16 protein-coding genes and 1 tRNA gene are annotated in these 17,466 nt (G+C 46.4%); 1 reads left to right on the forward strand and 16 read right to left on the reverse strand.

Features of this window, described 5'->3' with window-relative positions; translation table 11 throughout:
• Positions 1-35 precede the first annotated feature (35 nt).
• Complete coding sequence (accC, locus tag HY200_06865; GenBank protein ID MBI3594666.1) at positions 36-1,487, reverse strand: acetyl-CoA carboxylase biotin carboxylase subunit; 1,452 nt, start codon at positions 1,485-1,487, stop codon at positions 36-38.
• A gap of 138 nt (positions 1,488-1,625) precedes the next feature.
• Positions 1,626-3,527 carry a penicillin-binding protein activator gene (locus HY200_06870; protein ID MBI3594667.1) on the reverse strand — a complete coding sequence of 634 codons (1,902 nt, stop codon included), beginning with the start codon at positions 3,525-3,527 and terminating at the stop codon, positions 1,626-1,628.
• Between the two features lie 174 nt (positions 3,528-3,701).
• Here HY200_06870 and xerD point away from each other — a divergent pair, with 174 nt between their 5' ends.
• Positions 3,702-4,589 (forward strand): site-specific tyrosine recombinase XerD, encoded by an 888-nt coding sequence (gene xerD / locus HY200_06875; GenBank protein MBI3594668.1) that lies wholly within the window; start codon positions 3,702-3,704, stop codon positions 4,587-4,589.
• Positions 4,590-4,957: 368 nt separating this feature from the next.
• Here the strand turns inward: xerD and HY200_06880 are convergent, their stop codons facing one another.
• The 14 genes from HY200_06880 to lepA form a co-directional block, all read right to left on the reverse strand.
• Entirely contained in the window at positions 4,958-5,470 is a 513-nt protein-coding gene (locus HY200_06880; GenBank protein MBI3594669.1) for an adenine phosphoribosyltransferase, read from the reverse strand.
• Positions 5,471-5,490: 20 nt separating this feature from the next.
• On the reverse strand, positions 5,491-6,459 hold the full coding sequence (locus HY200_06885; protein MBI3594670.1) for a sigma-70 family RNA polymerase sigma factor: 969 nt from the start codon (positions 6,457-6,459) through the stop codon (positions 5,491-5,493).
• Positions 6,460-6,692: 233 nt separating this feature from the next.
• A tRNA-Pro gene (locus HY200_06890) sits at positions 6,693-6,766 on the reverse strand.
• Between the two features lie 82 nt (positions 6,767-6,848).
• Positions 6,849-7,457, reverse strand: a complete 609-nt coding sequence (gene plsY / locus HY200_06895; GenBank protein ID MBI3594671.1) for a glycerol-3-phosphate 1-O-acyltransferase PlsY — start codon at positions 7,455-7,457, stop codon at positions 6,849-6,851.
• Between the two features lie 9 nt (positions 7,458-7,466).
• On the reverse strand, positions 7,467-8,000 hold the full coding sequence (gene pgsA, locus HY200_06900; GenBank protein ID MBI3594672.1) for a CDP-diacylglycerol--glycerol-3-phosphate 3-phosphatidyltransferase: 534 nt from the start codon (positions 7,998-8,000) through the stop codon (positions 7,467-7,469).
• Positions 7,987-8,892 carry a lysophospholipid acyltransferase family protein gene (locus tag HY200_06905; GenBank protein MBI3594673.1) on the reverse strand — a complete coding sequence of 302 codons (906 nt, stop codon included), beginning with the start codon at positions 8,890-8,892 and terminating at the stop codon, positions 7,987-7,989. Before HY200_06905 ends, pgsA begins: the two co-directional genes overlap by 14 nt.
• Positions 8,893-8,964: 72 nt before the next feature.
• Complete coding sequence (locus tag HY200_06910) at positions 8,965-9,447, reverse strand: HAD hydrolase family protein (GenBank protein ID MBI3594674.1); 483 nt, start codon at positions 9,445-9,447, stop codon at positions 8,965-8,967.
• A gap of 251 nt (positions 9,448-9,698) precedes the next feature.
• Complete coding sequence (locus tag HY200_06915) at positions 9,699-10,661, reverse strand: KpsF/GutQ family sugar-phosphate isomerase (GenBank protein ID MBI3594675.1); 963 nt, start codon at positions 10,659-10,661, stop codon at positions 9,699-9,701.
• Positions 10,662-10,680: 19 nt separating this feature from the next.
• The gene (gene kdsA / locus HY200_06920; GenBank protein MBI3594676.1) at positions 10,681-11,499 is read right to left on the reverse strand and encodes a 3-deoxy-8-phosphooctulonate synthase; all 819 of its coding nucleotides are present in this window, start codon (positions 11,497-11,499) and stop codon (positions 10,681-10,683) included.
• The gene (locus tag HY200_06925; protein MBI3594677.1) at positions 11,499-13,103 is read right to left on the reverse strand and encodes a CTP synthase; all 1,605 of its coding nucleotides are present in this window, start codon (positions 13,101-13,103) and stop codon (positions 11,499-11,501) included. Before HY200_06925 ends, kdsA begins: the two co-directional genes overlap by 1 nt.
• Positions 13,096-13,866, reverse strand: a complete 771-nt coding sequence (gene kdsB, locus HY200_06930; protein ID MBI3594678.1) for a 3-deoxy-manno-octulosonate cytidylyltransferase — start codon at positions 13,864-13,866, stop codon at positions 13,096-13,098. Before kdsB ends, HY200_06925 begins: the two co-directional genes overlap by 8 nt.
• Positions 13,863-14,873: a D-glycero-beta-D-manno-heptose-7-phosphate kinase gene (gene rfaE1, locus HY200_06935; protein MBI3594679.1), complete on the reverse strand. Its 1,011-nt coding sequence runs from the start codon at positions 14,871-14,873 to the stop codon at positions 13,863-13,865. The genes kdsB and rfaE1 overlap by 4 nt, the downstream gene beginning before the upstream one ends.
• A 49-nt stretch (positions 14,874-14,922) precedes the next feature.
• Positions 14,923-15,534 (reverse strand): signal peptidase I, encoded by a 612-nt coding sequence (lepB, locus tag HY200_06940; protein ID MBI3594680.1) that lies wholly within the window; start codon positions 15,532-15,534, stop codon positions 14,923-14,925.
• Between the two features lie 27 nt (positions 15,535-15,561).
• Positions 15,562-17,367 (reverse strand): elongation factor 4, encoded by a 1,806-nt coding sequence (lepA, locus tag HY200_06945; GenBank protein MBI3594681.1) that lies wholly within the window; start codon positions 17,365-17,367, stop codon positions 15,562-15,564.
• Between the last annotated feature and the right edge of the window lie 99 nt (positions 17,368-17,466).

Below are 17,466 nucleotides of genomic sequence, written 5' to 3' on the forward strand. Positions count from 1 at the left end.
CTTTGGATGGGTTGAATTCAAATCAGTTCCATTTCTTAACGTTGAATCACCTGGTGACTCATCCTGGAGTGGGCGACAACCGCCGCTGAGATTGCCAGGACAAGGTCTCTACGGTCCTCTTCCTTGCCATAGACCAGGCGGTCAAAATTATTCTGGATATAATTGGTGTCAAACTCTTTATTCCTAAAGGCCTCGTCCAGCATGATTTTCTTGTACAGCGGGATCGTAGTCTTCACACCCCGAATGACATATTCATCGAGTGAGCGGTACATTCTGTCGACCGTTTCTTCCCAATTTCTCCCTTTGACCGTCAATTTTGCCAAGAGCGAGTCATAATACGGCGGGACCGTATACCCCCGATAGACATTCCCGTCAATCCGAACACCGAATCCGCCCGGAGAATAGTAGGCGGTAATCTTGCCCGGAGTCGCCATGAAATTCTTCATCGGATCTTCGCAATTGATACGGCATTCCATCGCATAACCTTGAATCTTGATATCTTCCTGCTGATAGGATAGCGGCCTCCCTGCGGCCAATTTGATCATCTCCTTAACAATATCGATACCCGTCACCTCCTCCGTGACAGTATGTTCCACCTGGAGACGCGTGTTCATCTCGAGAAAATAATATTGATTCTGGGCATCGACCAGAAATTCAACTGTTCCCGCGGTCACATATTTTGAAGCCTTTGCCGCTTTGATCGCTGTTTCTCCCATCTTCTGCCTCATCCCTTCCGTCAGGAAGAGCGAGGGAGCAATTTCAATTAATTTCTGGTGGCGTCTCTGAATGGAGCAGTCCCTTTCTCCCAGGTGAATCACTTTTCCAAAACGGTCAGCCAGGATCTGGATTTCGATATGTTTGGGAGATTCAAAATATTTTTCAAGGTAAATTTCAGAGCTCCCAAATGCCGCCTGGGATTCGAGTTGAATAATCGGAAAAAACTTTTCTAAATCTTCTGCGTTTCGGCAGATCCGGAGACCCCTTCCTCCACCCCCGTTGGAGGCCTTGAGAATAACAGGAAAACCGATCTCTTTTGCGGCTTTTAAAGATGCCTCGACACTTTGGAGCGGTTCAAGAATACCGGGTACCATGGGAATCCCGACTTCTTTCATCATTAACCGGGCTTGAATTTTGTTACCCATCTGACGGATCGTTTCAGCACTCGGACCGATGAAAGTAATGCCGTTTTCGACACAGGCCTGGGCAAAATCTGGATTTTCTGCCAGAAATCCATATCCCGGGTGAATCGCGTCGACCCCTTTCTGTTTTGCAAGTTCGATGATGCGATAAATATTAAGATACCCTGCAATCGGTCCCGGACCCACAAGACAAGCTTCATCGGCTTTCTTGACATAGAGCGTTGTCGCATCAACCTCCGAATGAATGGCGACTGTCGGAATTTTCAACTCTTTACAGGCACGGATTATCCGAAGAGCAATTTCTCCACGGTTGGCAATGAGGATTTTCTTAAATAGCGGCGGTTTCATCATGTTTTCAATTGAGAATGTTCAAAATGAACCAGATTCAAGGCCGCAGGAGCAAGGCGACGGAGGCGTAAATCACCCTATACGTTGACGAAGCTGAGCGACGAGAACGAAGAAAATGGCCTGTTATCAACATTCTATTTAGTTGATCTGATGTAACTTACCATTTTTAATCTGTAGGATAAAGGGCTTTTTTTCCGCTTCTCCGGACGAAGAGAATCGAATCGTTCCTGCAGCGCCGTCATAAGGATTCAGTCCCAAAAGCGCGCTTCTGACTTCTGCCCCGGTTGTCGCGCCATTCTTTTTTGCCTGAAGGATCATATTCATCGCATCATAGCTTTGCGCGGAGAAAATGGTTGGGTCGTTTTGAAACGTTTTTCGATAACGGGCGACAAATTGAGTTGTCACCGGAGAGGCTGCATCGATAAAGAAACCGTCTGAAAAAACGGCTCCATCCAGATATTTTCCGCCGGCTTTCAAGAATTCTGCCGAATCCCAGCCGTTTGAACCATAGAGCGCGACCCCCTTGATGTCGAAAAAAGCCAACTGGGAAGGGATGAGCCCTGCGTTCAGACCTTCTCCTGGAATGAAAATGGAGTCGAATCCGGGCGTATAATCTCTTTTTACTTTATGTTTAAAATCTTTTTCTTCAATTTTCTCTCCTTCAATTCCGTATTTTGACAAATCGACTTTAATGATCTTTTTGATCTCTGCGGAAAAATCAGACGATTCGGGCGGGTAAAATTCCTGGGCGATCACTTCACCCCCAAGCCGGGTTGTTTCCTCAATAAATCCTCGGGATAATTCCTCTCCGTAACCGTTCTTGGGATAAAAGACAACGACTCTTTTCATTCCTCCCCGTGTCATGGCGTAGTCCGCTAATTCTCTTGCCTGTGCAGGGATTGTCAACCCGTTCCTGAAGAGATACCTGGAACGGGAGGTGATTCCAGCACGGATCGCTGTCGGCGTGATAAAAGGGAGGGCGTAAGTTTCGGCTAATCCGCCGACACTTTCAAAGTCTTTGCTGAAAAGAGGGCCAATGATCGCCTTGGGAGAATACTCCTTAATAAAAGTCTCGGTTTCGCCCGATATCTTTCCTCCCGGACCGGTGGTCTCTTTAAATGCAATTCCAATCGTATTGTCATTCGTTGCCCGCTCGTATTCCCAAAGGGCCAGATTGGCCCCATTGATGACCTGTTCTGTAACCTCTTCCGCCTGTTTCGCAGAAGGGACAATTGCACCAACCACAAATTTATGTTTTTTAATCAGCTCGGTAACAAGCTTCAGCCTCTGTTTCAGACTCTCGCCACTCTCATTCTTTGGGAAAAGATCGAGAAATCGTTTTGCTGTTTTTTCAAAATGAAACGTGTCTTTCTCCTGGTCATACAGGAAACTCAATTGCAAATAAGCCGTGTCCGCCGGAAAATTCCTGCCGTATCTTGCCGCCAATTTCCAAAGCGTTTTTTTATCCATTTTGGTTTGAATCAGCGCCACGACCCGTTTGTTCACCTGCTCAAGATCTGTCGAGACGGTAACCCATTTGCTCTTTTGAATCAAAAAATCCGTTGCCTGAAACCAATCTTCCTGTCGAGTGGTAATTTCAATTAATTTATCGAAGATTTCGATTAATTTCTGAGGCTCTTTGACCTGATCCAGCATTTCCTCGTATAGCGGTTTTGCCTGATCCAGTTCCCCCAGGTCAAAGGTCACGTTCGCAAACTGCGCGGAAGCCTGCGAAAAGTACGTGGATGCCTTATATTTGTTGATAATTTCCCGATAGGCCTCTCTGGCTTCAGGAAGGTGATTTTTCTTGTATTGCGACTCCCCGAGCCAAAAAAAAGCTTGATCTTTGATCAGCGAATCGGGATATTTAGAGATAAATTCTGTCACCTGAGAGAGGGCTCCGTCCAGGTCTCCGGCGGAAAAAGCGTTATAGACACTGTTTAATGCCGCTTTTTCCTCTAATTCTGAAGCCCATGTTCCGCGGGAGCTGATCAGCAGAAAAAGAAAAACAATCAGATAAATCGAAAGGTTTGTTTTCATTGAAGATCGCCGGAAGTCATTCATGGGTCTGAAATATTTTCACTCTTGTTTGCAATTCAAGAAGAAATCGAATACCACCAAGGAATAGAAAACGAGCTAAAAAGCAAAGAAGCGTATAGTAAGATAATTCAATTACCGTTGTCAAATTGGGTTCGAAATGATCCTGACAAATCGATGCTAGAAACCCTTCAAGCCTTTCTGGATTTTAACCGGGTCGAAAAAGGACTTTCATCAAACACGCTCCAGGCTTATCGCCGTGATCTCTCCAAATTCATCCGGCATCTCGACAAGAAAAAAATTTCAGGACTCGACCGGGTCAGGAAAGAGAACCTTGTCGCTTTCTTAACTGAATCTAAACGAAGTGGATTGAACCCTTCCTCTCTAAACCGACTCCTCTCCTCGATGCGCATGTTTTTCAGGTATTTGCAGTTTGAAAAGTTGGTGGAGAGCGACCCGACACTTTTTATCGAATCCTCCAAGACCTGGTCGCGACTCCCCAAAGTGCTCTCGGTTGACGAGGTGGATAAACTGCTTGAACCGACCGCGAAAAAGGATCCCCTATCGGTTAGAAACTTGGCCATGATCGAACTCCTCTATGCAACGGGACTTCGGGTTTCTGAACTCATTTCCCTCAGGCTCAGCGCGGTATCCTTAAAGGAAGGGATTATTAGAACAGTCGGAAAAGGGGCAAAAGAAAGATGGATACCGATCGGTGAAATGGCTTCCGAAAAGTTAAACAATTACATAAATTTAATTAGGCCAACTCTTTTAAAAAACAGGCATTCTGAGTTTTTATTCTTGAACCATTCCGGAAATGGACTCAGCCGGCAGGCCTTTTGGTATTTATTGAAGAAAAGGGCTGCGGAAGCAGGAATAAAAGTGACATTTTCTCCGCATACCCTCCGGCATTCCTTTGCCACTCACCTCCTTGAAAGGGGAGCTGATCTCCGATCGGTCCAATCCCTGCTCGGACACGCCAATATTTCAACCACGCAGATTTATACCCATATAACCAGGGAGCGACTAAAAAAAATCCATCAGCAGTTCCATCCCCGAGGATAATTGAAGAAAATTCCTGTTTCTGGCATGGTCAATATCATGGGAGACTGCCCGGTGAGAGCATGTGGATAAATCAAGCTATTGTGTCAAGTAAATTTATTGTCAAGATATGGTGGGTTCTTTAAACACGGTGGAGGTCATGAACAATATGATTGTAAGTAATTGATTTTATTTAAAAATAATCGCCTAATTTTTGGGCGCTTTGCTGAGAGGAGAGTCTGTATTGCGTATTATTGGTTTTGAGACGAGTTATCCACAATTCTTGTGGAAAGTCTCATAACCCGATCATATTTAAGGAAAATGGAGAGTACTTTGCGGCACGAGTGGAGCGAAGAGATTGCCCTTTGCCGAGAGGGCTGGAGCGCTCTTGACTAATAGGTCAGGAGGGATGTGATCGGATGCTTGCCTAATTTGGATCGGCCTTTTAGCTCCTTAAGTTCAATCAGAAAAGCGATTCCGAGAATTTTTCCGCCCAGTTTTTCAATCAGCTGGACCGTCGCACCGCAGGTTCCACCTGTGGCCAGGAGGTCATCAACAATCAGGACTTTTTCTCCATTTTCGATCGCGTCTTGATGGATTGAGAGGCCGTCGCTACCATATTCCAGGTCATACTTGACTTCAAAAGTTTCATGCGGAAGCTTTCCTGGTTTTCTTACTGGCACAAATCCAGCCCCTAAACGGTAAGCCACGGGAGCACCTAAAATGAAACCTCGAGATTCAATTCCTACAACCTTTTTAACGCCTTGATTCTGGAACGGTTCTGCCATCTGATCGAGTGCCTGAATATAAGCGGGGCCATCCTTAAGCAGAGTGGTCACGTCATAGAAATAGATCCCCTTCTTAGGATAGTCCGGAATGCCTCTGATCTTGCTTTTCAAGTCTATGGGAGTCTTTTTAGGCTTCACTATAGAATTTCTTCCGGTTTGATGGATCGGCTGCCGATCATTTCCCTTATCTTGGTTAAAGCTCCGCTTTCGATCTGCCTCACCCGTTCTCTCGTCAATCCAAAATAAACACCGATCTCCTCCAGCGTTTGGGGATTTCCCCCATCCAAACCAAATCGAAGCGTCAAAACCTGTCTTTCCGTATCCTTGAGGTGGCTAATCCATTGCATCACATCTTCCCGGCGCTTGACCCCCTCCGCCCTTTTGTAAGGCGAAACCTGACCTCCGTCTTCAATGACATCTTTTAAAGTCGTCTCATTGGCAAAACTGATCGGGCTATCGAGAGAATAGGTCTTGCGGATAACCTGCCGGATATCCACAACCTCATCGGTTGGAATTCCCATTCTATGGGAAATCTCCTGCGGAATCGGGTCGCGATCGAGTTCCTGTACCAGTTCTTCAACCACATTCAGATAGTAATTCACTCTTTCCACAACATGAACGGGGAGACGAATCAGCTTGACCTGATTAATGATGGCTCTTTCTATTGACTGTTTGATCCACCAGGAGGCATAGGTGCTGAACTTGAATCCTCTTCGATATTCAAATTTTTCGACCGCCTTAATCAGACCGATATTTCCTTCTTCTATGATATCGGCAAAAGGCATTCCCCGGTTCATATATTTTTTTCCAATACTGACCACCAGCCTTAAATTCGATTCGATCATTCTGGCACGTGCTTGTTCGTCCCCTTTTTCAATTTTTTTGGCCAGGGACTGCTCTTCATCAAACGTCAGAAGGGAGGCTTTTCGGATATCTTTGAGATAACTCTTCATGGCATCCATCCCGCCAGAATAGTCTTTTTCACGCTCCTCTTCCGCGATCGCTTCCCCTTCGAAAATCACCTCTCCTTCCGGAATTGTGACCCCCTCTTCCAGGTTTTCTCCAATTTCAGGAGTGCGGTCTTTATTGTCCCATTCTTCAGCCATGTATACCTCGAATCAGGTTTGTGAAAAAGGTCATCTGTTGCGTTCTCGTTTCTCGAACTTCTTCAACGTACCGAATGAGTACGCCTCCGTCGTTCTCAAAACTGCGGCCTTACAGATGAGACTTTTTGACAAACCTGCCTAGACAAAAAAATGTGAAAACGCAGAACTGGCTTTGCCAGTTCAAGCGCGGGATTGGGGCATTGAGCGAGTCTCGCGAAGGCCCCAAAATAGAGTCGGGGCGAAAGGATTTGAACCTTCGACCCCTCCGTCCCGAACGGAGTGCGCTACCGGTCTGCGCCACGCCCCGAAATCAATCGAAAATCTATTTTTAACCTACCAGTTTTACCGTTAAAAGTCAACGTAAGGGGCGAACGGATGAATAATCGGGCCTATTTCGGCCTGCTTGACATTCTGTTCTCCGTCCCGTTGATTAATCTCTTGATGTTGGCGATATGTTTATAATAAATCATCAACATCAAAAGAAAGGAAAATGGGAGATATTGCGGGTATCCTGTTAAAAAGAGCGTGACGGGAAGAAAGGTGAATGAAATCAGTCCTGCAAGAGATGAGAATTTCCACGTGAAGTAAACAGCGTTCCAGATAAAAAAGGTAATGACGGCAACCAGGGGAGATATGCCAAGAATGACTCCGAATCCCGTCGCTATTCCTTTTCCTCCTTTAAAAACAAGGTAAATCGAGAAAGTATGGCCCAATACGGCAAATAATGCAACCAGGGAAATCCAATTTGGATCGGAAGTGAATTGACGGATGAGGAGAACTGGTACCGTGCCTTTCAGTGTATCGAGCGTCAGTGTCATAAACGCGGCCTTTTTCCCAACGACTCTCATCACATTGGTGAACCCGATTCCTCCGCTCCCTCCTTTTCTCGGGTCAATCTTCCAAAACGATTTGGAAACAATCACACCAAAAGGAATTCCTCCCATGAGGAAGGCTACAACAACCATCAGGATCCCTGCCATCGAAAAACTCGCACCCACAATTCATTCCTATTTATATGCCGCTCTGGCGTAATTGATAAAATATTGAAACCCGGAAAATATCGATAAAAAAAGCGCAATCCAAAGGAAGAAAATTCCCCAAAACTGAAAATCAAGGGGAAAGGTGAGATTCCAAAGGAGCAGCGCCAGTGCCGTAATCTGCGCTCCCATCTTGTATTTTCCCCATCGATCCGCGGGAATGATAACGCCCTCCAGCGACGCAACGGCACGCAATCCGGTCACAGCCATCTCCCGTCCAACAAGAATGATGACCATCCAGACTGGAATTCTTTGAAAATAAACCAGCAGGAGAAGGGCCGAAATGACAAGGAGTTTATCCGCGATTGGATCCATTAATTTTCCGAACTGGGTAATTTCTCCTCTTTTGCGTGCCAGATAACCATCCAGGAAATCTGTTAAGGCCGCTAACAAAAATGCCACCGTGGCTAAAAAAGAGCGTAAAGGTGTCGGCTCGGAATAGATCATCACAAACAAGGGTATGAGAGCAATCCGAAGAAGGGTTAAAAGATTAGGAAGATTCATGAAGGGAACCTGGATCAGAAGTTTGCCAGCGGTTATGCATCCAGACCCATTGATCGGGATGTTTTCGAATTTTCTCTTCTATCGCTTTTGTAAAGAGTGCGGTATTGTCATAAATGTCCTGCTTCAAGTCCGTGCTTCGGACCAGTTCAAGAGGACCTTCGAGAACCACTTTATGCCGATTATCCTCATCCCGGTTGATAAATCCGAGAATAACCGCTGCGCCGCTCTTCAGTGCGAGAGAGGCCGCTCCTGAGGGAGTAAATGCCTTTCGATTGAAAAATTCGACAAAGACGCCTTCCGCATCAATATCCTGATCGATCAGGAGACCCAGAATTTGATTGTTTTTAAGCGCTGAAAGGATCCTTCTCGGCCCTCTTTCCCCTCCCCTTGTGATCGTTTGAACTCCGTGTAACAAACGATACCTGCTCATCATTCGGTCAAGTCTGGCATCATAAAGAGGGGCCGCAATGACCTGGGTAGGATATCCTTTAATAGCAAGCGTGATGCCCATCAGCTCCCAGTTGCCAAAGTGGGCGGTTACAAATACAATTCCCTTTTTGCGAGAAAAAGCCCTTTTTAGATTTTCCTCCCCTTCGAGGGTCACAAATCGATCAATATTCCCGGAATGAATCTGACTGAACTTCAATACTTCAACGAGGGATTTGCCAAGATTTTCGAAACTTTTGGATAGAATCTCCCTCTTTTGGAGTGCGGTAAATTCGTCGTGAAACGCAAGGGTAAAATTGCGCTCTGCCTTATCCCTTTCTCTTTTCAGATACCGAAAGGCGGCTCTTCCCAGGTAACCTCCTCCTGCAAGAGCCCAATCCCAGGGCAACAGCAGAAGAATGACCGATGTCATCCTGAGGGCGACGACAATTATCGATCGAATCACTTTTTGCTTCATCCTATTTGGGGCCTTCGCATCATTCGCTCAAAGGTCCTGGGCGCTCGCAGGCTCGCACCCTCATTTTAAGAAACCCACCGGTTTTGCCTTATGATGTCCCGTCCGGGCCGACAAAATAAAATCGACGGCTTCTCGTACCGCCCCTGCTCCCCCTGGCCTCTTGGTCACCCAATCGACCTGATCTTTCACTTCATCCACACCATTCGGGACCGAAAGTGAGAACCCGACCCGCTTTAACAACGGGAGGTCAGGGAGATCATCTCCCATATAGGCGACTTCGCTCTCCTTCAATCCCAATTTCTTTATGATCTTCTCAAATTGTTCGACCTTATCGGATATTCCCAGATGACATTCCTCCATGAGAAGTTCTTTCGCCCTGATCTCGGCCGCTTTCGATTTTCTTCCTGAAAGGAGTCCGGTCTTAATTCCCGCCTCACGTAACATTTTTATTGCATGCCCGTCTTGAATATGAAAAGACTTGAGCTCCTTTCCATTTTCGTCGTAGTAAAGCTTTCCATCGGTCAATACGCCATCCACATCCATGAGGAGCAGGCGTACCTGTTTCGCCTTCTTAATCAATTCCTGTTTCAAGTCTTAAGGCCTCCTAACCGACAAGAAGGCTGCGTCTACAAGGCCGCAGGAAAGTGGCCACCGGAATGTACTAAATTCGTACATGAGGGCGAAAAATGCCCCGAATAAGTGGCATTGTGCCTTGAGCGCCGCCGAGTCCGTGAGGTGGCCGGGCCTGCCCGAATGACGAGAACACAGTAGATGACCCTTAATGTCGGTTAAAATTAGACCACTCCGATCTTTAATAGATCATGCAGATGCACCACCCCCGCCAACTGATCTTTTTCGTTAAGAACCGGCAGAACAGTGATCGCGTGTTTTTCCATGATCTGAATAGCCTTGGCTGCCAATTCATTCTCCTGAATGACTTTGGGATGATGGCTCATCACTTCCCGCGCTTTTTTTTCAAATATCTTCTCCTCTTTTTCCAGGAGTCGCCTGAGATCTCCGTCCGTAATCACGCCAGTCAATTGACCTGAAGCATTGGTGACTGTCGTCATACCCATTTTCTTGCGGGTCATTTCAAAGAGGGCTTCCTTTAAAGATGAGCCTTCCTGAACAATGGGTATTTGAGGCATCAGATGCATCACTTCTTTTACCCGTACCAGGAGTCTTTTCCCCAGGTTTCCTCCAGGATGTAAAAAGGCAAAGTCCTCTTCCTTAATTCCTCTCAGTTCAAAAAGCGCCACAGCTAATGCGTCTCCCATCGCAAGCGTAGCGGTCGTACTCGACGTGGGAACGATCCCCATAGCACCCGCCTCCTCGATGACACTCACATCGAGTGTCACGTCACTTTCCCTCGCAAGTGTTGAACGGAGATTTCCGGTCATGGCAATCAAAGACAATCCTAAACGTTTGATGGAAGGAAGGATCTTAAGGAGTTCTTCCGTTTCGCCGCTATTGGAAATCGCCAGAATTACATCTCCCCTGGAAATCATTCCGATATCACCGTGAAGACCTTCTGCAGGATGGAGATAAAATGAGGGAGCTCCCGTACTGGCAAGGGTTGCAGAAATCTTTCTCCCGATGATCCCTGATTTTCCCATCCCGGTGACGACGACTCTGCCTTCGCATTGCTCTAGGAGTTTCACCGCATCGACAAATCGCTGGTCAATATGAGGTAATAAACGATTGAGGGCGCTTATTTCTGTCTTTAAAACTTTTATTCCCGTCTGAATGATATCCATACGCGCTCTTTTATATTTTCTATTTTAAAGCCAATTCGATCCGTCTGACTTGTGACAGGAGCTGATCAAGTTGAAGCGGAGTAATCATATTCGGACCGTCCGACGGCGCGTGGTCAGGATCTGGATGAACTTCAAGGAAGAGACCGTCACAGCCGGCAGCAACCGCAGCTCTTACCAGCGGGGCTACAAATTCCCGTTGTCCGGAAGAAGTCGTCCCCCCTCCACCGGGCAATTGGACAGAATGGGTACCGTCAAAGACAACCGGGTAACCAAAACCCCTCATGATCGGAAGCGCCCTCAAATCGCTCACCAGATTATTATAACCAAAACTTGCGCCTCTTTCCGTAAGCATGAATCGCACACAATGAATCGATTCCATTTTCTCAACAATATTTTTGACATCCCACGGGGAAAGAAACTGACCCTTTTTAATATTCACAATACACCCTGTATCTGCTGCGGCAAAAAGAAGATCGGTTTGGCGGCAAAGAAACGCAGGAATCTGAAGAACATCCAGGACTTTAGCTCCCAATTTCACCTCTTCGATATTATGAACATCGGACAACACCGGAACACGCAGCTGATCCTTTATCTTCTGAAGGATCTCGAGCCCTTTACCAATGCCTGGCCCCCTGACCGAGGCATGGGAGGAACGGTTTGCCTTGTCATAGGAAGACTTGAAGATGAGCGGAACCTGGTGTTTAGTACAGATCTCCTGAATACGCTTTGCCGTTTCCAGCATAAAGGACTCGTTCTCAATCACACAGGGTCCTGCAATCAAAAATATCGGATTCCCCCCTCCAAGAGACATGTGACCCAGAGAGACTGTTTTAGAAATCATGCACTCCCTTTCAGGTGGGTAAGAGCAGCTTTGATGAAGTCCTTAAATAAAGGATGAGGATCAAGGGGTCTTGACTTGAATTCAGGATGGAACTGGACACCGACATACCAGGGATGATTTTTTATTTCCACAATTTCGACAAGCCTTTGATCCGGTGAGACGCCGCTGATGACTAATCCTCCCTTTTGCAGCTGATCACGATACTGGTTATTCAATTCATATCGATGTCGATGCCGTTCCCGGATTTCAATTTTGTCGTACGATTGATAGGCTTTACTCTCCTTAAGCAAGATACAGGGATAGGAACCGAGCCGCATGGTCCCGCCTTTGTCAGTCAGTTCCTGTTGATCCGTCATGAGGGCGATCAGTTTATAAGGGGATTCCCGGTCAAATTCTGCGCTATTGGCTTTTTCCATTTTCAGGACATGCCTGCCAAACTCGATGACGGCGCACTGCATCCCAAGACAAATTCCAAAAAAAGGCCTCTTGTTTTCGCGTGCGTATTGAATTGTCGTAATTTTCCCCTCTATACCGCGATCGCCGAAGCCACCTGGAACGAGAATGCCATGAACAGAAGCAAGATATTGATCCGGCCCGTTTTTTTCAACTTCTTCTGCGTCAACCCATTTCACCTTTACCTTGGATCGGTTTGCAAGTCCTCCATGAACCAACGCCTCCAGAAGTGATTTATACGATTCTTTCAATTCAATATATTTGCCAACCAGCGCGATTTCAACCGTTTCATCCGGAGCTCGCAAAACCTGAACGATTTCTTTCCATTTCTCCAAATGAGCAGGCTGTCCCGTCAGGTGGAGTTTTTCAAGTATCATGTCGTCAAGCTTCTCGTTATTTAAATGCACTGGAACGGCATAGATCGTATCAACATCTTCCGCCGAAATGACTTCTTCTGGAAGAAGATTGCAAAAAAGAGCGATCTTTCTTTTGATATCGGCCGCAATAGGACGGTCCGTTCGACAAAGAAGAAGATCGGGTTGTATTCCGATCTCCCTCAGTTTATTGACGCTGTGTTGGGTGGGTTTTGTTTTGAGCTCGTCCGCCGTAGAAATATAGGGCACCAGGGTTAAATGAATATAGAGAACATTTTCCCTCCCCACATCAAAGGGAATTTGCCGGATTGCCTCAAGAAAAGGAAGCGACTCGATATCTCCGACTGTTCCTCCGATTTCGACAATCACGACATCGACTCCCCAGTCGACATTTCGGATGCATTTCTTTATCTCATCTGTGATGTGGGGCACGACTTGCACGGTTCCGCCCAGATAATCACCTCTTCGCTCCTTTCGAATAACGGTGTCATAGATCTTGCCGGTGGTAAAATTATTTCGTTTCAGCATGGTGACCGAAGTATACCGTTCGTAATGACCCAGATCCAGATCCGTCTCGGCACCATCATCGGTCACAAATACTTCTCCGTGCTGGTAGGGATTCATCGTTCCCGGGTCGACATTGATGTAAGGGTCGAGTTTCAAAAAGGTGACCTTTAATCCCCGAGCTTCCAGAATCGCTCCAATTGAAGCGGACGCCAACCCCTTTCCTAATGACGAAATTACCCCTCCGGTGACAAAGATAAATTTACCCATGATTCCCCTTGATTATTTTTTTGACCTCTTCCAGATCTTCCGGAGTATCTACCCTGAGAGAATCACCGGTCGTCTCCTTTACAAATATTCTGACTCCATGTTCCATCGCTCTTAACTGCTCCAATTTTTCAAATTGCTCCAGTAAAGACTCCTCCCAGGTTGAATAACGTTTAAGAAGTTCTTTTCGATAAATATAAATTCCGAAATGACGGAAATAACTCTTGCCGGGGAAAGGTTGATTCTCTGATCGGTCTCGAAGAAACGGAATGGGCGCACGGGAAAAATAAAGAGCATATCCCTCCAGGTCGGTCACCACTTTAACGATATTCGGATTATTGAGATCTTTCCAGGAAGTGATCTCCCTTTTATACGTTGCCATTTGAATCGCCGTATTTTTAATAAACAGATCGATCAGGGGATCAAGAAAATCAGACTGAAGCAGGATTTCATCCCCTTGCACATTAATAAAGATCTCCCCGTCCAGACTTGCAACCACCTGTGAAAGGCGGTCAGTTCCGGTTTTCAAATTTGTCGAAGTCAAAATCGCGTTTCCGCCAAATGCTTCCACACTTTTCTGGATCCGGAGATCATCGGTTGCCACAATAACCCGATCGATTCGTTTCGACCGTGCAATCGATTGATAGCAATGGTAAATGAGAGGCTTCCCGCAAACCTCCGCAAGCGGCTTTCCGGAAAACCGTGACGATCCGTACCTTGCAGGAATAATGACCGTCACCTTATTCATCGGCAAATTCGCGGTCATTCCGATTGATTCAGTTCGGAAATCAATCGCTCGGGATCTACCGTTGCCGTTCCAACGACTCCCACTACGATCCCGGCGGCATGATTCGCCAGACAAGCGGCCTCTTTTAAATCGGCTCCTGCCGACAACGCCAGGGCCAGGACGCTGACCACCGTATCTCCAGCGCCGGTCACATCATAGACATTCTGTGCGACGGCCGGAATATGCGTTACTTCACCACTTTCTTCGAATAAAGACATTCCTGACTCTCCCCGGGTGATGAGCACGGATTCACATTCCAGTTTTTCCCGAATCGTCCAACCCGCCTGAATAAGCGTTTTTTCATTTTCAATTTCGATCCCGGCTCCCTGGGAGGCTTCAAGATGATTGGGCGTGATGAGGGTGACCCCTTTATAATAGGAAAAATGGCTGATCTTCGGATCTACGATGATTTTTATTTTAAGTTCCCGGGCGCGATCAATGGCCGCCCTGACCAGATCTTCGGTGACCACTCCCTTGTCGTAATCCGAAATCACGAGACACTGGAATTCGTCAAGGCTTTTCTCTAACCAGGAGAGAAGTTTCTGCTGGCTTTTAGTGGAGATCTCTCCCTTTCTTTCATGATCAAACCGGACGACCTGCTGACTATGGGCAATAATTCTCGTTTTTCGGGTTGTCGGACGCCCTTCTTCCTCGACGACACCCTCCCCTCTCATTTTCATTTCTCTTAACCGCTGTTTGATCCAGCCTCCGGAGTCATCTTTTCCAATCGTTCCACCCAGTTCAGTCTGTCCTCCCAGAGAAAGAATATTATGGCAGACATTCGCGGCGCCGCCCAGTAACATGCTTTCCGATGTCACGTTGACGACAGGAACCGGCGCCTCCGGAGAGATCCGTTTTACGGTACCCCAAATATAATGATCCAGCATCAGATCGCCCAACACCAGGACTTTGGATTGAGGGAACTTCCTGACATAATGGACCAGCGGGTTCACTTTTTTTCGCCTTCGATCAGCTGTCTTTTTCATTATCGCTCCAAACCTTCAGGAGAAATGCATACAAATCAAATATTCTCGATTAGTGAATTAATTTTCCAATCCTTCCGAATCGGACCCAGCCTTCCTTGCTATCCCAGGACCAGTAAATAAGTGACGCTCTCCCTTTAATCTTATTTTCACTGACAAACCCCCAGAACCGGCTGTCAAGACTCTGATCACGATTGTCTCCCATCATAAAATATTTACCTTCAGGGACCGTGATGGGGCCGAAATTATCCCTTTCAGGGATCATATTGGAATCGGTGTGAATGGTATAGGTTTCCTTAAGGAGCTCCCCATTAAGATAAAGGAGTTTATTCTTGACTTCAATCGTATCGCCCGGCTCTCCGATTAATCTCTTGATAAAATCGGTTTTTTCATCTCGTGGGTACTTGAAAACCACAACGTCGCCTCTTTTTGGAGACCAAGTATGAAATAGAATTGTATCTGAAAACGGGATTTTAACACCATAAATAAATTTCAAGACAAAAATATGATCCCCCACACTCAAAGTCGGGATCATCGATCCGGAAGGAATTTTAAATGCTTGTACCACAAATGTCATGACAATAAGTGCCAGAATGAAGGCGGTGGCAATCGCTTCCAGGTATTCTCTGATTATCGATTTCTTTTTTTTCTTTTCAACCATCATGACCTGATATCCCGTTTCTATATAAAATTATTCCTTGATTTTTAGTACCGCCAGAAAAGCTTCCTGGGGAATTTCAACTTTTCCAATCTGTTTCATTCTCTTTTTCCCTTCCTTCTGCTTTTCCCATAATTTCCTTTTCCTGGAAATGTCTCCTCCATAGCATTTCGCAGTGACATTCTTTTTCAGCGCCTTGACATTTTCCCTGGCCAGAATTTTACTTCCAATTGCCGCCTGTATTGCAATTTCAAACATCTGGCGGGGGATCAGTTCCTTGAGCTTTTCCGCAATTTGTTTGCCGCGCTGGGCCGATTTGGCCCGGTGCGACATAAACGAAAGCGCATCGACCGTCTCTCCGTTCAAGAGAATATCAATTTTGACCAGGTCAGATTCCCGGTAGCCAATTAATTCATAGTCAAACGACGCATAGCCCTTCGTCAGAGATTTTAATTTATCATGAAAATCGAGAATGATTTCATTCAGCGGCATCTCATAGGTCAGCAACACCCGTTTTCTGTCAATATATTTGAAATCCTTCTGATTGCCTCTTTTTTCCTGACAAAGCGTAATGAGGGAGCCCATATATTCCTCCGGCGTAATAATCGAAGCAACAATATACGGTTCTTCATATTTCTCAATTCTCTGAGGATCCGGCAATTTAGCGGGATTATCAATCAGCAAAATCTCCTGCTTGACCGTCGTAATCCGGTAAACCACGGTCGGGGCGGTGCTAATGAGACTCAGGTTATATTCGCGCTCCAGCCTTTCCTGAATGATCTCCATATGAAGAAGGCCCAGGAACCCACAGCGAAATCCGAATCCCAGCGCCAATGAGGTCTCCGGTTCGTATCGGAAAGAAGAATCATTGAGACGGAGTTTCTCAAGCGCATCTCTGAGATTCTCATACTCAGCGGTATCCTGGCAATAAAGCCCGCAGAAAACCATCGGCTTGACGTCCCGGTATCCTGGAATCGCCTCCTCTGCAGGTCGGGACGCAAGTGTCACCGTATCTCCGATTTTGGTATCGCCCACCTTCTTGATGGCCCCTGTGAGGCAACCCGCTTCTCCGACGCTCAGTACCTGGACAGGGGTTCTGCCGGGAGTAAAAATACCGAGCGAAATGACGTCAAATTCCTTCTGATTGGACATAAAACGAATTTTCGAACCAACACGAATGGTGCCCTGAACGATTTTAACAAGGACCACCGCGCCTTCATAATTGTCGAACCATGAATCAAAAACCAGCGCTTTCAACGGTGCCTCGGGGTCTCCCTCCGGAGGAGGAATCTTGGCGATAATGGCTTCAAGAATTTCCTGAATTCCGATCCCCTCCTTTGCACTGGCCGGAATCGCATCGGCCGCATCAATACTCAAGATATCTTCAATTTGTTCGCGTGCTTTCTCCACATCAGCGCTGGGAAGATCGATTTTGTTGATCACGGGAATAATTTCGAGGTGATTGTCGAGTGCCAGATTAGCGTTGGCAATCGTCTGGGCTTCAACCCCCTGAGTCGCGTCAACCACAAGGAGCGCGCCCTCGCAAGCGGCAAGGCTTCTTGAGACTTCGTAAGTAAAGTCAACATGTCCCGGGGTGTCAATGAGGTTCAAGATATATTTTTCTTTGGAGAGGGCCTCGTAAATAAGCCGAACTGCGTGAGCTTTGATGGTAATGCCTCGTTCGCGTTCCAGATCCATGTCATCAAGAAACTGTTCTTTGAGCTCTCTCTGCGAAAGGGTTCCGGTATATTCTAAAAGCCGATCGGCAAGCGTTGATTTACCATGATCGATGTGGGCGATAATGCAGAAATTTCGAATGTGTTTTTGAATTTTACTCATAAAATCATTGAATTATAGTCGTTGCTGTTTGGGTTGTCAAAATATTTCCCTGACGACGAAGTTCTCCGGTAGTTCCGGGGCTAGAAAGGGCTCTCTTTT

This window comes from Nitrospirota bacterium, from assembly GCA_016194305.1.
Classification (GTDB): Bacteria; Nitrospirota; Nitrospiria; order JACQBW01; family JACQBW01; genus JACQBW01.

What these genes read in the sequence shown, in the direction of transcription:
- HY200_06870 (MBI3594667.1), bottom strand. Translation starts at nt 3,527, where the DNA reads ATGAAAACAAACCTTTCGATTTATCTGATTGTTTTTCTTTTTCTGCTG.
- HY200_06915 (MBI3594675.1), bottom strand. Translation starts at nt 10,661, where the DNA reads ATGGATATCATTCAGACGGGAATAAAAGTTTTAAAGACAGAAATAAGC.
- kdsB (MBI3594678.1), bottom strand. Translation starts at nt 13,866, where the DNA reads ATGACCGCGAATTTGCCGATGAATAAGGTGACGGTCATTATTCCTGCA.
- xerD (MBI3594668.1), top strand. Translation starts at nt 3,702, where the DNA reads ATGCTAGAAACCCTTCAAGCCTTTCTGGATTTTAACCGGGTCGAAAAA.
- lepB (MBI3594680.1), bottom strand. Translation starts at nt 15,534, where the DNA reads ATGATGGTTGAAAAGAAAAAAAAGAAATCGATAATCAGAGAATACCTG.
- lepA (MBI3594681.1), bottom strand. Translation starts at nt 17,367, where the DNA reads ATGAGTAAAATTCAAAAACACATTCGAAATTTCTGCATTATCGCCCAC.
- rfaE1 (MBI3594679.1), bottom strand. Translation starts at nt 14,873, where the DNA reads ATGAAAAAGACAGCTGATCGAAGGCGAAAAAAAGTGAACCCGCTGGTC.
- accC (MBI3594666.1), bottom strand. Translation starts at nt 1,487, where the DNA reads ATGAAACCGCCGCTATTTAAGAAAATCCTCATTGCCAACCGTGGAGAA.
- pgsA (MBI3594672.1), bottom strand. Translation starts at nt 8,000, where the DNA reads ATGAATCTTCCTAATCTTTTAACCCTTCTTCGGATTGCTCTCATACCC.
- HY200_06925 (MBI3594677.1), bottom strand. Translation starts at nt 13,103, where the DNA reads ATGGGTAAATTTATCTTTGTCACCGGAGGGGTAATTTCGTCATTAGGA.
- HY200_06885 (MBI3594670.1), bottom strand. Translation starts at nt 6,459, where the DNA reads ATGGCTGAAGAATGGGACAATAAAGACCGCACTCCTGAAATTGGAGAA.
- HY200_06910 (MBI3594674.1), bottom strand. Translation starts at nt 9,447, where the DNA reads ATGGATGTGGATGGCGTATTGACCGATGGAAAGCTTTACTACGACGAA.